The 13,697-nt window shown below is 63.5% G+C and carries 12 protein-coding genes; 5 read left to right on the top strand and 7 right to left on the bottom strand.

Annotated features, from left to right (window positions below):
- From JYG36_RS16540 to JYG36_RS16555, 4 genes are all read right to left on the bottom strand, one after another.
- Positions 1 to 630, bottom strand: coding sequence for a DUF3885 domain-containing protein (locus JYG36_RS16540; RefSeq protein WP_213601658.1), 630 nt, complete (start codon positions 628 to 630; stop codon positions 1 to 3).
- A gap of 87 nt (positions 631 to 717) precedes the next feature.
- Positions 718 to 2,715 (bottom strand): peptidase U32 family protein, encoded by a 1,998-nt coding sequence (locus JYG36_RS16545; protein WP_213601661.1) that lies wholly within the window; start codon positions 2,713 to 2,715, stop codon positions 718 to 720.
- 172 nt (positions 2,716 to 2,887) lie between these two features.
- Positions 2,888 to 3,268, bottom strand: a complete 381-nt coding sequence (locus JYG36_RS16550) for a RidA family protein (RefSeq protein WP_123567614.1) — start codon at positions 3,266 to 3,268, stop codon at positions 2,888 to 2,890.
- A 51-nt stretch (positions 3,269 to 3,319) separates the two neighbouring features.
- Complete coding sequence (locus JYG36_RS16555; protein ID WP_213601663.1) at positions 3,320 to 5,032, bottom strand: amidase; 1,713 nt, start codon at positions 5,030 to 5,032, stop codon at positions 3,320 to 3,322.
- 333 nt (positions 5,033 to 5,365) lie between these two features.
- Between JYG36_RS16555 and JYG36_RS16560 the strand changes: the two genes are divergently transcribed.
- Positions 5,366 to 6,595, top strand: a complete 1,230-nt coding sequence (locus JYG36_RS16560; protein ID WP_213601665.1) for a DUF1444 domain-containing protein — start codon at positions 5,366 to 5,368, stop codon at positions 6,593 to 6,595.
- A 93-nt stretch (positions 6,596 to 6,688) separates the two neighbouring features.
- The gene (locus JYG36_RS16565) at positions 6,689 to 7,243 is read left to right on the top strand and encodes a UPF0149 family protein (protein ID WP_213601667.1); all 555 of its coding nucleotides are present in this window, start codon (positions 6,689 to 6,691) and stop codon (positions 7,241 to 7,243) included.
- 93 nt (positions 7,244 to 7,336) lie between these two features.
- On the opposite strand, the gene katG is transcribed toward JYG36_RS16565, so the two are convergent.
- A complete protein-coding gene (katG, locus tag JYG36_RS16570; RefSeq protein WP_213601669.1) occupies positions 7,337 to 9,607 on the bottom strand; it encodes a catalase/peroxidase HPI in 2,271 nt (756 codons plus the stop codon).
- Between the two features lie 203 nt (positions 9,608 to 9,810).
- Here katG and JYG36_RS16575 point away from each other — a divergent pair, with 203 nt between their 5' ends.
- The 3 genes from JYG36_RS16575 to JYG36_RS16585 all read left to right on the top strand — a co-directional run bounded on the left by JYG36_RS16575 (position 9,811) and on the right by JYG36_RS16585 (position 12,513).
- Positions 9,811 to 10,422 (top strand): M41 family metallopeptidase, encoded by a 612-nt coding sequence (locus JYG36_RS16575; RefSeq protein WP_213601671.1) that lies wholly within the window; start codon positions 9,811 to 9,813, stop codon positions 10,420 to 10,422.
- A gap of 108 nt (positions 10,423 to 10,530) precedes the next feature.
- A complete protein-coding gene (locus JYG36_RS16580; RefSeq protein WP_213601673.1) occupies positions 10,531 to 11,136 on the top strand; it encodes a GIY-YIG nuclease family protein in 606 nt (201 codons plus the stop codon).
- Between the two features lie 153 nt (positions 11,137 to 11,289).
- The gene (locus tag JYG36_RS16585) at positions 11,290 to 12,513 is read left to right on the top strand and encodes a hypothetical protein (protein ID WP_213601675.1); all 1,224 of its coding nucleotides are present in this window, start codon (positions 11,290 to 11,292) and stop codon (positions 12,511 to 12,513) included.
- Positions 12,514 to 12,538: 25 nt separating this feature from the next.
- Here the strand turns inward: JYG36_RS16585 and JYG36_RS16590 are convergent, their stop codons facing one another.
- Both JYG36_RS16590 and JYG36_RS16595 read right to left on the bottom strand, forming a co-directional pair.
- Positions 12,539 to 13,042: a GNAT family N-acetyltransferase gene (locus JYG36_RS16590; RefSeq protein ID WP_213601677.1), complete on the bottom strand. Its 504-nt coding sequence runs from the start codon at positions 13,040 to 13,042 to the stop codon at positions 12,539 to 12,541.
- A 120-nt stretch (positions 13,043 to 13,162) separates the two neighbouring features.
- Entirely contained in the window at positions 13,163 to 13,576 is a 414-nt protein-coding gene (locus JYG36_RS16595) for a RidA family protein (protein WP_093384267.1), read from the bottom strand.
- Positions 13,577 to 13,697 lie beyond the last annotated feature (121 nt).

Raw genomic sequence — 13,697 nt, forward strand, 5'->3', positions numbered from 1 at the left:
TCAATGCAGGACGGTGGCGAAGCTTGCGTCCATGCGCTCGCGATCGTAGTCCAGCAGCCACGGCTGGTGCTGGCGGTACAACAGCGCGAGCACGTCGTGGTTGGGGCCCACCACATCCATACCCCGATCGTCATAGGGCAAGGCCATCAACCGCTGGTTGAGGTTGAACAGGTAGACACCGCAGCAAGGGCTCGGGCGTATGGTCCCCGGATTATCGGCCAATGCGCACCAGAGCACCGGTTGCAGCAACGACAGTGGCGCCTCAAAGGCGAGGTGCAGCCAGTACTCGGGCTGGTGCTCTTCGAACCAGTCGTCCGGGTCCAGCCGCTGGCTCCACAGTGAGCGCCGGGCGGGGACGCGAATACCGGCGGCACGCAAGTCGCGCAACACGTCGCGGTGGGCAAAACCGTTACCGTTGGAGTGCACGCGCAGGCACACCACCATCGCTTGCTCACCGGCAAACAGGTCGCGGCACACCGCGGTGGCCTTGCTGACTGCCAGCAGGAAGCGTTCGATGTCGCTGCCGCCTTCGGCCAGCTCGAAGCGCAGGCCTTGCGGGTAGTTATAGAAAAGCGGCCGGGCAAAGGCCAGGCCGCTGAAAATATGCTGGATTTGCAGTTGTAGGTTCACGTTACCTTCCTGGCTGTCGGCCCCGCACAGCTGGGGCCAGAGTCCATTGCGGCCAGCACCCTGAAGGTGCTGGCCGCGGTGTTTCACTCAATGCGGCGCGCGCGGGATGGTCTTGAGCAGGTCTTCAGGGCTGATATGCCCGACCACCTGCTGCACGCTGCCCGGTTGCGGCAGGCCAAGGATGTGGCCTTTCATCTTGCCGATGACGTGCATCTCGCACGGCTTGCAGTCGAACTTCAGGGTCAGTACTTCATCACCGTGAATCAGCTGCATCGGCGCCACCTTGGTGCGCACGCCGGTCACGCCCTTGGCCTGCTTGGGGCACAGGTTGAAGGAGAAACGCAGGCAGTGCTTGGTGATCATCACCGGCACTTCGCCCGCCTCTTCGTGGGCCTCGTAGGCGGCGTCGATCAGCTTGACCCCGTGACGGTGATAGAAGTCGCGGGCCTTCTGGTTGTAGACGTTGGCCAAAAACGACAGGTGCGACTCCGGGTACACCGGCGGCGGGTTGGTCTCGGCCTTGCGGCCACCGCGCGGGTGGGCCTGGATGCGCGCGGCGGTCAGCGCTTCGATGACCTCGCGGCGCAGGGCCTTGAGCTGCGAGTTGGGGATAAAGTACGCCTGCGGCGCATCGAGCTGAACGTCGGTGGCGTGGTACTCGGTGGTGCCCAGCTGGCCGAGCAGGTCGCGCAGTTGCTCCAGCGCCTGCTCCGGCTTGTTGGCCAGGCCGAACGGGCCGTCCAGGGCGACGCTGGCACTGATGCCCTCCTCGCTGGTGGCGGTCAGGGCCAGGCGCTGTTCGTCAAGCTTGGCCACCCAGGCCAGGCCGATACGGCGCTCGGCCGAGGTCTTTTGCAATGCCTGCTGCCAGTTGTGGTCGAGGTTGCGGCTCAGCGGGTGGTTGGGCCGCAGCTGGTGCATGCCCTTGGGCATCTCGTTGGGCTCGACGCGGTAGCGGTAGCGTTTTTCGCCGTCTTCATCGAACTCGCCTTTCGGCTCGGCGATGTTGGCGCGAAAGCCCACCACTTCGCGCTTGACCAGCACGTTGAGGCCGTCGCCGTTGGACAGCGGCTCGTGGGTGACCACCTGCAGGTCGCGCTTGCCGACTTTCTCGACCACACCCACCGGCAGGCCGGTGAAGGTCGGCGAGTCGAAGGCGCCGATGTCGATCTTGCGCTCGCTGACGAAGTAGTCGGTGCTGCCGCGGTGGAAGGTTTTGTCCGGGTCGGGCAGGAAGAAGTGCGCGGTACGGCCGCTGGAGGCGCGGGTCAGGTCCGGGCGGTCTTCGAGCACGGCGTCCAGGCGCTGGCGGTAGTAGGCGGTGATGTTCTTCACATAGCCCATGTCCTTGTAGCGCCCTTCGATCTTGAACGAGCGCACGCCGGCCTCGACCAGGGCGCGGATGTTGGCGCTCTGGTTGTTGTCCTTCATCGACAGCAGGTGCTTCTCGTAGGCGATCACCCCGCCCTTTTCGTCCTTGAGGGTGTACGGCAGGCGGCAGGCCTGGGAGCAGTCGCCACGGTTGGCGCTGCGCCCGGTCTGGGCGTGGGAGATGTTGCACTGGCCGGAGAAGGCCACGCACAGCGCACCGTGGATGAAGAACTCGATCGCCGCGTCGGTCTCGTCGGCGATGGCGCGGATTTCCTGCAGGTTCAGCTCGCGGGCCAGCACCAGCTGGGAGAAGCCGGCCTGGTCGAGGAACTTGGCCCGGGCCAGGGTGCGGATGTCGGTCTGGGTACTGGCGTGCAGCTCGATCGGCGGGATGTCCAGCTCCATCACCCCCAGGTCCTGGACGATCAGCGCGTCGACGCCGGCATCGTACAGTTCGTGGATCAGCTTGCGCGCCGGCTCCAGCTCGTTGTCGTGGAGAATGGTGTTGATGGTGGTGAACACCCGCGCGTGGTAGCGATGGGCGAACTCCACCAACTGGGCGATATCGCTGACTTCGTTGCAGGCATTGTGGCGCGCACCGAAGCTCGGGCCGCCGAGGTACACAGCGTCGGCGCCATGCAGAATGGCCTCGCGGGCGATGGCGACATCGCGGGCGGGGCTGAGCAATTCCAGGTGATGCTTGGGCAGGGACATGTTTTTTTAGTCAGGCTGTCACGGTCGAGGCGCGCATTGTAGCGGCGAAACGCCCGATCGGCACCCGTAGCCTGCCCGGTGGTGCGCCCGATCGCGGGTCAAGTCGAGGCGTCGCACCGCCGCTCCCACAGGTTCGGCGTTGCGATGAGGCCAGCCCAGCCACCGCAACAACTCAGGCCTTGGCCGCCATCGCAGTCACTTCCACACGCATGCCTTCCACCGCCAGCGACGCCACGCCCACTGCGGCACGCACCGGCCAGGGCTTGGCGAAGAAGCGCTGGTAGACCTCGTTGAACGCCGCCCGCTCGGCCATGTCGGTGAGGTAGATGGTCAGGTGCAACACCCGGTCCATGGAACTGCCAGCGCGCTCCAGAGCGACTTTCAGCGCTTGCAGGGTACATTCGCTCTGGGCGGTGATATCGCCCAGTTCCAGGCTGCCGTCGGCACGCGTGGGGATCTGGGTCGAAACCAGGATGCCGCCGAAACCGGCGACGTCGGAAGAGATCGACTCGGCGTCCGGGTCGGGGATGAAGCTGATGTCTTGGTTAGCCATGGGTATCTCGTGTCTGGGGAATAAAAAAGGGCGGTTACCCGCCCCTTCTGCTTACTTGCCGCCGGCCAGCGCCGGCGTGCGCGGCGGCACCAGGCGCCGGGAGCCGGTCGACTCGAAGGCAGCCGCCAGGCGCAGCAATGACGAATCGTCGTAGGCGCGACCGGCAAAGGTCAAGCCCACCGGCATGCCGATATCGGCCATCACGCCCATCGGCACGGTCACCGTCGGCACGCCCAGGTGACGGATCGCCAGGTTGCCGTTGGCCACCCACACGCCGTTGCTCCAGGCAATGTCGGCCGACGCCGGGTCGACATCGGCATTGGCCGGGCCGACGTCAGCGACAGTCGGAAAGATCACCACGTCGAGTTTGAGCGCATCCATCCAGTCTTCGAGGTCGATGCGCCGGGTCTGTTCCAGGCCGCGCAGGCCGTCCGGCACAGTGCTGATCTGGTCCCACGGGGTGATGCCGCGCTCGGCCATGCGCACGTATTCGTCCATGCCCGCGGCCAGGTCGCCTTCGCGGTTGGGCAGCGTACCCGGATCATGCGGGAAAATCTTCGGCCCGTCGACATCGACCAGGCGGTTGAGCTTGGGGTCGCCGTTGGCCTGGAGGAAATCATCGAAGGCCCAGGCGGTCAGGTCCCACAGTTCGTGGTGAAGGAACTCCTTGGACACCAGGCCGCGATTGAACACGGTCGGCGCACCCGGGCGATCGCCTTCGCAGTTGGACACCAGGGGGAAATCGACTTCGATGACTTCGCCACCGGCCGCTTCCAGGGCCTTGCGCGCCTGCTCCCAGAGGGCGATCACCGATGGCCGGGTGTTGATCCGCTGGCCGGTCGGGCCACCGATGCCCGGGGCTTCGCTGGTGCCGGCTTCAGGGTCGGCATTGATGTACATGCGCGGCACGCCGAAACGCTTGCCCTTGAGCGCTGCGGCATCGACTGCAAGCTCGTGGTAGGAGGCCGGGCGCACCGAATCGACGCTGGGGATTGGCACCCAGGGCTGCAGGCGCCACAGATCGCCGCGTTTGTCCGGGTCTTGGGCGACGACGATGTCGAGCACTTCGAGCAGGTCGGCCATGGTCCGGGCAAAGGGCACCACCACGTCCATGGTCGGCGTCAGCGGCCAGTTGCCACGCACCGAGATCACCCCACGCGAGGGCGTGTAGGCGCACAGGCCGTTGTTCGAGGCCGGGCCGCGACCACTGGACCAGGTTTCTTCGGCCAGGCCGAAGGCGGCGAAGCTGGCCGCCGTGGCAGTACCGGCGCCGTTGGACGAGCCGGAGGCAAACGGTGCGGTCAGGTAGTCGGCGTTGTACGGGCTTTCGGCGCGGCCATAAACGCCGCGCTGCATGCCGCCGTTGGCCATCGGCGGCATGTTGGTCTTGCCCAGGCAGATGGCGCCGGCAGCGCGCAGGCGCTCGATGGTGAAGGCGTCGCGATAGGCCACAAGGTCAGCGAAGGCCGGGCTGCCGGAGGCGGCGGTCAGGCCCTTGACCAAGTAGCTGTCCTTGGCGGTGTAGGGGATGCCGTCGAGCGGGCCGAGGGTCTGGCCCTGGGCGCGGCGTTCGTCAGAAGCCTGCGCTTCGTTCAGCGCTTCGGGGTTGCGCACCACTACAGCATTGAGCTTGGTGGCAGTGTCCGCGCCATCGTAGGCGTCGATGCGCGCCAGGTAGGCCTTGACCAGCTCCACCGCGGTGGTCTGGCCGGACTCGAGCGCAGCGCGCAGCTGGGCAATGGAAACCTCTGTGACTTCGATCATGCTGCTACCGCCGAGGGTTGATGGCTGACTGGGTTAAGGCTTGCACCACACGGGGTCTGGAGCACGGGGATTTCACGGCTTTGAAGATGGGTTCGCATAGTTGTTCTCATTGCACGGCATGACGCTGCAGGGTCTGGACGAATTACCTGAGCGGCCTATTTAGCACCAAAATTGCCCACAGCGGAACGGGGAGCCAGCGGGCAGCGGTGCATTCAGCCGCGTGCGAAGGTGCAAAATCGGCCGCCAGGCCTGGACGAGGCGCAGATATTCAGCTTTACCCCTCCCACCACCACGAGCATCATGCGCACTTCGCGTTCACGGAGGATTTCGCACATGTTCAGGGCACTTTTCGACACACTGTTCAAGCGCACGCCTACCGAGGAAGGCTTTGCCCGTACCTTCATCAAGGCCGCGCGCGCCGGCGGTTATGCCGAGCCACTGGACTATCAGGCCGACGACTTTCGCCTGCGCTACGGCGGTAGCAGCTACTTCAACCTGCACAACGCCTACCGCGACTACCTGAACGCCGACAAGGCGCGTAAAGCCCAGGTGCTCGACAGCTACCTGCGCGGCCTGATCGACAGCCGCAACAGCAGCGCGGTGCAGCCCCTGGAGCAGGTTAGACCGCTGCTGCGGCCGGTGATCCGCAACCTGGCCATGCTCGAAGAGATCCGCCTGCATCAGGTCCGTCATCAAGGCTGGGACTCGCCCTGCCCCATGGCCTGGCAGCCGTTCTGCGAAGACTGCGTGACCTTGCTGGCCATCGACTACCCCGACACCACCTCGACCCAGACCGCCGGCCCGCCACAGGACTGGGGCATCAGCCTGGAGCAGGCGCTGGCGATTGCCCTGGACAACCTGCGCGACGCCAGCCCCGATGCCTTCGAAGCGATCCTCCCCGGTTTGTACCAGGGCGCCTGGAAGGACGGCTACGACACCAGCCGCGTGCTGCTGCCCGACGTGCTGCAGCGCTTGGCGCTCAAGGGCCAGCCGGTGTTCATGATGCCCAGCCGCGATGTGCTGATGGTCACCGGCGACAAGGACGCCGACAATCTGCGGCAGATGGTCGAGCTGAGCTTCCACGCGCTGGAGCACGGGCGCGCGCAGTCGAGCCAGATCTATACCTATCACGACCGCCGCATCGTGCCCTTCCAGGTGCAGGACGCGCACCTGCAAGCGCGCCTGGGCGACCTGCAGCGGCTGCTGCGCCACGGCATCTATAGCACGCAAAAAGAGTTTCTCGACAAGATCCACGAAGCCCATCCCGAGGACATCTTCGTCGCCACCCACAGGCTTTACAGCGACGCCGAAAACGGCAATAGCAGCTTTTCGATCGCGGCCTGGACCGAGGGCGTGTTCACCTCGTTGCCGCAAACCGACCGGGTGATCCTGGTCCAGCCCCAGGCAGACGGCTCGGCCCAGACCCAGGTGGTGGCCTGGCACGAGGTTGAAACACTGCTGGGCGGGCTGCTGAGCAAAGACGGCGAGCTCTACCCGCCACGCTTTCGCACCCTCGGTTTTCCCAGCGCCGAGCAGTTGCAGCAGCTGACGCCCATGGGGTGAGGCCCAACTTGAAGCAACGGGGCTGGATTTACACTGCACAAAGCCTCATCCTCCCCGCCTTTTGCCCGCGCCTGAGCGGCCAAGGAGATCCCCATGCATGACCTGCCACTGGCTGCCGCCGACTTCGCGTTCCTCGACGCCACTTTGCAGCAGTACGGCGATGACCACTCGGTGCTCAACGCCTCGGAGCTCGACGGCTACTTCACTGCGCTGGTGTCGAGCCCGGTGCAGGTGGACATCCGCAAGTGGTTCCCGGCGATCTGGGGCGGGCAGATGCCGGAATGGCAAAACGCTGCTGACTGCCAGCGCTTCGTCGAGCTGTGTGCCCGTCACCTGAACAGCCTGGCCACCCAACTGGTTGAAGCGCCGCAGGCATTTGCCCCGCGCCTTGAGCAGACCGAACACCAGGGCCAGCCGTTGCCATTGGCGGAGGAATGGTGCTTTGGTTATTTGCGCGGTATCGCCATTGCCAACTGGCCGGTGCTGCCTGAAGCGCAAATGCAGGCCTTGCAGGTGATTACCGGCTGGGCCGAGCAGGATGAATTCGAGCTGCCGGCGAACCTGGACGTTGCCTTGCATCGTCAGCGGGTGGTGGCGATTGCCCCGGCGGCGCGGGCGCTGCATGACTACTGGCTGGCGCAGCGCTGATTGGCTCTTTGGTGCCTGCATTACCACCGCTGCGCGCTCGATCGCGGGTCAGTTCCGCTCCCACAGGGAAGCGGAACTGACCCGCGATGAGGCTTACTTGAGATCGAACCGGTCCAGGTTCATCACTTTCGTCCAGGCCGCGACGAAGTCCTTGATGAATTGCTCCTTGGCGTCGCGACTGGCATAGAACTCCGCCAGCGCCCGCAGTTGCGAGTTGGAACCAAACACCAGGTCGACCCGGGTGCCGGTCCATTTCACCGCGCCGGTCTTGCGGTCACGCCCTTCGAACGTTTCGTTGGCCGCCGACACCGGCTTCCACTCCACGCCCATGTCCAGCAGGTTGACGAAAAAGTCGTTGCTCAGTGTACCCGGCTGCTGAGTGAAGACGCCGTGCTTGCTTTGCCCGGCATTGGCCCCCAGCACCCGCAGGCCGCCCACCAGCACGGTCATTTCCGGCGCGCTCAAGGTCAGCAGTTGCGCTTTGTCGATCAGCAAGGCCTCGGCCGGCACCCGGTAGCTGTTCTTCAGGTAGTTGCGAAAACCATCGGCATTGGGCTCAAGAAAACCGAACGACTCGACGTCGGTCTGCTCCTGCGAGGCATCCATGCGCCCCGGGGCAAACGCCACGCGGATGTCGACCCCGGCGTTCTTGGCCGCCTGCTCGACCGCGGCGCTGCCTGCCAGCACGATCAGGTCGGCCAGGGAGATTTTCTTGCCACCGGCCTGGGCACTGTTGAAGTCGTTCTGGATGCCTTCCAGCACGCTCAGCACCTTGGCCAGCTGCTCAGGCTGGTTGGCCTGCCAGAACTTCTGCGGCGCCAGGCGCAGGCGCCCGCCATTGGCCCCGCCGCGCTTGTCGGAGCCGCGGAAGGTCGAGGCCGCCGCCCAGGCCGTGGACACCCGTTCGGCCACCGACAGCCCCGACGCCAACAGCCTGGCCTTCAGTGCGGTCACGTCGCTGTCATCGACCAGGGCATGGTCGAGCGCCGGGATCGGGTCTTGCCAGAGCAGCTCTTCGCTGGGCAGTTCCGGGCCCAGGTAACGCGACAGCGGGCCCATGTCGCGGTGGATCAGCTTGTACCAGGCACGGGCAAAGGCATCGCTCAATTGCTCGGGATTGGCCAGAAAGCGCCGCGAGATCGGCTCGTAGATCGGGTCGAAGCGCAGCGACAGGTCGGTGGTGAGCATGGTCGGGTTGCGCCGTTTGTTCGGGTCGTGGGCATCGGGGATGATCCCCGCACCAGCGCCGTTTTTTGGCGTCCACTGGTTGGCCCCGGCCGGGCTCTTGGTCAGTTCCCAGTCGAAGCCGAAGAGGTTTTCCAGGTAGTTGTTGCTCCAGCGCGTTGGCGTGGTGGTCCAGGTCACTTCCAGGCCGCTGGTGATGGTGTCGGCGCCTTTGCCCGTGCCAAAGCTGTTGCGCCAGCCCAGGCCCTGTTCTTCAAGACCGGCGGCTTCCGGTTCCGGGCCGACGTTATCGGCAGGGCCGGCGCCGTGGGTTTTACCGAAGGCATGGCCGCCGGCGATCAGGGCCACGGTTTCTTCATCGTTCATGGCCATGCGTGCAAAGGTTTCGCGGATGTCCTTGGCGGCGGCGACCGGGTCGGGGTTGCCTTCCGGGCCTTCCGGGTTGACGTAGATCAGGCCCATTTGCACCGCGGCCAGGGGGTTTTCCAGGTTGCGGCCCTGGTCGGTGCGGCTTTCTTCGTTGCCGTGCTGCTCGGGCTCGGCCACCAGGGTGCCCTCACCAGGCTCCTGCATCGGCTGCGGGCCCTTGCCGTAGCGGGTATCGCCACCCAGCCACTTGTTTTCCGAGCCCCAGTAGACGTCTTCATCCGGCTCCCAGACATCCGCGCGGCCGCCAGAAAAACCAAAAGTCTTGAAGCCCATGGATTCCAGGGCAACGTTGCCGGTGAGCACGATCAGGTCGGCCCAGGAGATGCTCCGGCCATACTTCTGCTTGATCGGCCACAGCAGGCGCCGGGCCTTGTCCAGGCTGACGTTGTCAGGCCAGCTGTTGAGCGGCGCGAAGCGTTGTTGTCCGGAGCCTGCGCCGCCACGGCCATCACCAGTGCGGTAGGTGCCGGCGCTGTGCCAGGCCATGCGGATGAACAGCGGCCCGTAATGACCGAAATCCGCTGGCCACCAGTCCTGGGAATCGGTCATCAAAGCATGCAGGTCTTGTTTCAGGGCTTGAAAGTCCAGGCTCTTGAAGGCCTCGGCATAGTTGAAGCCATCGCCTTGGGGATCGGACTGCGGCGAGTGCTGGTGGAGGATCTTCAGGTTCAGTTGGTTCGGCCACCAGTCGCGGTTCGTCGTACCACCGCCAGCGGCATGACTGAACGGGCATTTCGATTCAGTAGACATGGGTGAGCTACCTTTGTATCCAGCGTTTTAGTTATCTCCACATCAGGTCCGGCCGGCACCCGCCAGCGCATCATCAAGGCTAGTCCCGGCCCCGGCAGTCAGCAAATAGACGCAGTATTGCCCGCCGATAGCCATAATCTCTTATACCAACCCCAGGGAAGGAGCAGATCGTAGCGATAGCCGCCTCACCTGAGGTCATGACCATGAACAGCCGTCCGCGTCGCACCGCCTACCACGAAGCCGGCCATGCCCTGGCCTTCTGGTGGAACGGCCTGGCGATCAGGCGGGTAACCGTGCGCACCCGGGCAGAAGCGCTGATCGGGCCGATGGTGGATTTGCGCGGCAACCTGCAGGCGGTCAAGGGCCTGGTCGAGGCGGACTACCTGGTGCCCCTGCCCGCCTTCGAGCCGCCAGGCATCGCCGAACACCTGCCATCGATGATCGAGCTGATCGAACGCGACCTGCTCAACTGCTTCGCCGGCCCCGTGGCCGAGGCAATCTACCGTCACAGCGCCGATGATCGCTTTCTCACCACCAGTGGCGCCGGCGACCTGCGCCGGGCCCATGAACTGATCGCCCTGCTGCCGGCGCGCCAGGTTGCGCAGGCCGGGCCCATGGCCCTGGGTCGCTGTCACAGCCTGCTACGCGCTTACTGGCCGGTGCTGCGGGTGCTCGCTGAACGGCTGCGCGAGCAAGGCGTACTGGACGGCGAAACACTGATCGAGCTGCTGTGCCAGTTGACCGGCGAGACCCCGCAACGGCTCGGCAATCCGCTGGCAAGCCTGGACAGGCGCTGGCAACAACGGTCGGTGTGAGCTTCAGCCCTGGTGGGCAACTTGCTGTTACCCGGACAACCCGGCAAGCTTGCCGCTCAGCGCGCACTGCATCCGCCGTACACCCCGCAAGCAAGGACCTTGAACCCCATGAGTAATGCCACCCAGGCAAATTTGCCGCAACGCTCGGCAGTCACCAGCAAAAGCCTGGCTCAAGCGACACAAGGAACCTTCAACATCCCGCTTATCGGTGAGCTTGCGGCCTTCACCTACCAGGACGCAGTCAAGTTCCCATCATTACTGCTGGATGATGCAAACAGCGCCTATGTCTACATCCTCAGGCGCACGGACAAGCTCGATACCGAGCACAATGCCCCGCAACCGTTTTATGTGGGTAAAGGCATCAAGCGACGCTACGCCTTTCACTACTATGAAGCGGCGACGACGGCCAAATACGCACCGTCCAAAAACATGCGCAAGATCCACACCATCAACAAGGTCGGCAGGGATAAGGTACTCATCCAGATCATTCCCTGTCACTCAAGCGAGTACGCCAATGACCTTGAAATCAAGCTGATCGCACATTGGGGGCGCAGTTCGAACAATAGCGGTTGCCTGACCAACTTGACCGACGGAGGCGAAGGGGTCAGTGGCCTGCAGATGCCCGAGCATGTACTGGAGCTTCTGCGGGAAAAGGCCAGGCAACCGGTGCTGTTCAACGGCAAAAAGTACGCGGGGATCAAAGTGGCCTTCTAGGCCCATAGCCCACTGGAAATCGCCAACGCCCTGGAAGTCGATATCGAATCCGGGTATTGCACGGACTACAACACATTCAAAGCCTGGTATCACAACTGGGCCAAGCAAGGCTTTTTTCCGGAAGGTTTCAACTATCTGGACGAAGACCGGCCGGTGTATATGGAAAACAGCCGGGCGCTTATCCAGGAGCAGACTCAGGCCAACCGCATGGAGGGCTACAAGAAAGCCTGGAACACCCGTTACGCCTACCCCCGCTATTGGGTGAGAGGCAATGCTTATCACACCATCAGCGAGGCTGCCGCAAAGGAAAGCGTCGGTACCGAATCCAACCTGGCCGCCCTGTTTCGAAGAATGGTATCGAGCAACCTTTTTTATCAAGGCTTCAACCTGCTGGACGCCTCCGGGAACAAACTATTCCAGGAAAGCCAACAGGGACTGCTGGACGTTGCTCGCCTCAAAAACGCCGAGTTTCTGATCGACCTGGTGTCCAAGCCTGTTCTGCTGAACGGCATTCTTTACGAAAACCGCATGAGCGCTTTCGGACAATCCAGCCACAGTGAGAACATCACTTACTTTGCGTTCACCAGCCAGATCAATCGTTACATCAAGGCCGGGGTTTTCCCTCATGGGCTGAACGTGCCCGATGCCAGCGGTGCGCCCACTTACCCGGAAATCGATCCCTTCCTGCTCAGGGGCCGCACCCTGCAGCATTACTACAAAGTGTGCAACCGGCTGTTCCCCAGCATGCAGTCAGCCTCGTTGTTTTATGGTCTGAGCCACTCGGTCATCCACCGCTACTTCACAACCTGGAAAAAAGAAGCCGAATCGGCGGCCAACCCTTTGGCATTTCCCACGGGTTTCAACATCTACGACTCAAAGACGCAACAGTCCCTTTACCCGGAAATGGAGATTGTCGATTGTCGTGTACCGGCATCCGGCTACCTCTACCTGGGTAAAAAATTCGCTACCCTGGCTCAGATCGACACCTATAGAAAACGAGCGCGCGGCGTCACCTCAACGTTGTGCCAAAAAAGACGCAAAGCCTATTTCGAAACCCAGGCACCCCTGGATAGCACGCTCAATGTCCTCGGACTGGACGGCACCCCCTTGTACCCCGTCGACCTGAGCCTGAAGATATCCACGCCCATTGCTGCAGCCGACGGCAATGGCCATCGACTGCACAATGCCGCCAAACCGGTATGGATTTACCACGACAGCGGCTGGACCCGCTTTGACTCACACAGCGCGGCGTACCGGGCGTTGCGCTGTCTGCAGCAGAAGTACAAGAACGAGGACAGTTTCACCGCTTCGATTGCTTCACAGGTCAAGGCTGGAAGACGGCCTGACTGGCTGTCGCTGACCGACCCTGAGTGCTGAGGGTTGGCACCTTGCGACCTGGCTGTCAGTGCAAGGCCCGGGTCACGAGGAAGTTCACCAGTTCCGGCTCGTCGTCCAGTTCGATCGAGCGTACCGGCCGCGGCAACTTGTCGAGCACCGCGCGCCAGAAGGCATGGGCGGTTTCGTCCTGGTCGTAGTAACGCACCAGCCACTGGTTCTGCCCGCTCGCCAGCACCTGGCTGGCCAGGGCGCTGGCGATGCCCTTGCGCCGGTAGCGCTTGAGGATGAACAGGTCGGCCAGCTCCAGGGCGTCGAGGTCCGGCAGCTCGCTGCGTTCGATCAGCAGGAAGCCGGCGATGTAGCCGTCGACCAGGATCAGGTTGGCGCTCCACTGCGGCTCTTGCCAGTAGCGTTGCAGGTGCTCGTCATGCACATAGAAGCGGCCATCGACCTCGACGTCTTCCTGTTCCCAGTCCGACGACTCGTAGGCGTAAAACTGGTAGAGGTTGCGGATCAGCTCGATCTGCTCGGGGCCGGTTTGCAGGAGCTCGACAGTAAGGCCGCTCATGGCTGGACCTCATACAGCGGAAGAATCGACGGCATTGGTATCTCGATAAGTGAACGAACAGCGCGTTTTGCGGGCGCTATTGTTTACAAAAGCCGGGGCCAATGCCATCGCTAAAACATGTCACCCGGCAGCTAGCGCGGCGACCGCGTCGATTTCGATCAACATGCCGTCGAGCGCCAGGCGCGGCACCGGGGTCAGCGTGCAGGTCGGGGTCATGTTGCTGCCCCAGGCCCGCTTGGCCTCGCTACCCCAGATACGCAGCCTGGCCTCGTCGTGGTCGACGATCAGCAGGGTCAGCTTGAACACATCGGCCAGGCTTGCGCCTCTGGATGCCAGGGCAATCTGCAGATTGCCCAGGGCCTGGCGTGCCTGCTCGGCAAAGTCACTCGACAAGCGGCCTTCAAGGTCTTCACCACCCTGCCCGGCGATGTACAGCAGCCGGGCATTGGCGGCGACTTCAGCCACATGGGAGTAGGCATTGGCGCTGGGATCATAGAGGCCTTCGGGGTTGGACAGGTGGAAAGCTGCGGTCATGGTGCTGCTCCGAATGATGGGAGCGGCGAGTATCAAACCTCGACTTAAGTAGAGGTCAAGCCTGATGTTGCCAGCGCTGCGCAGGGGGCAATGATGACTGGCGTGTTAATCTGGCCCCTCG

This window comes from Pseudomonas sp. SORT22 (assembly GCF_018417635.1).
Lineage (GTDB): Bacteria > Pseudomonadota > Gammaproteobacteria > Pseudomonadales > Pseudomonadaceae > Aquipseudomonas.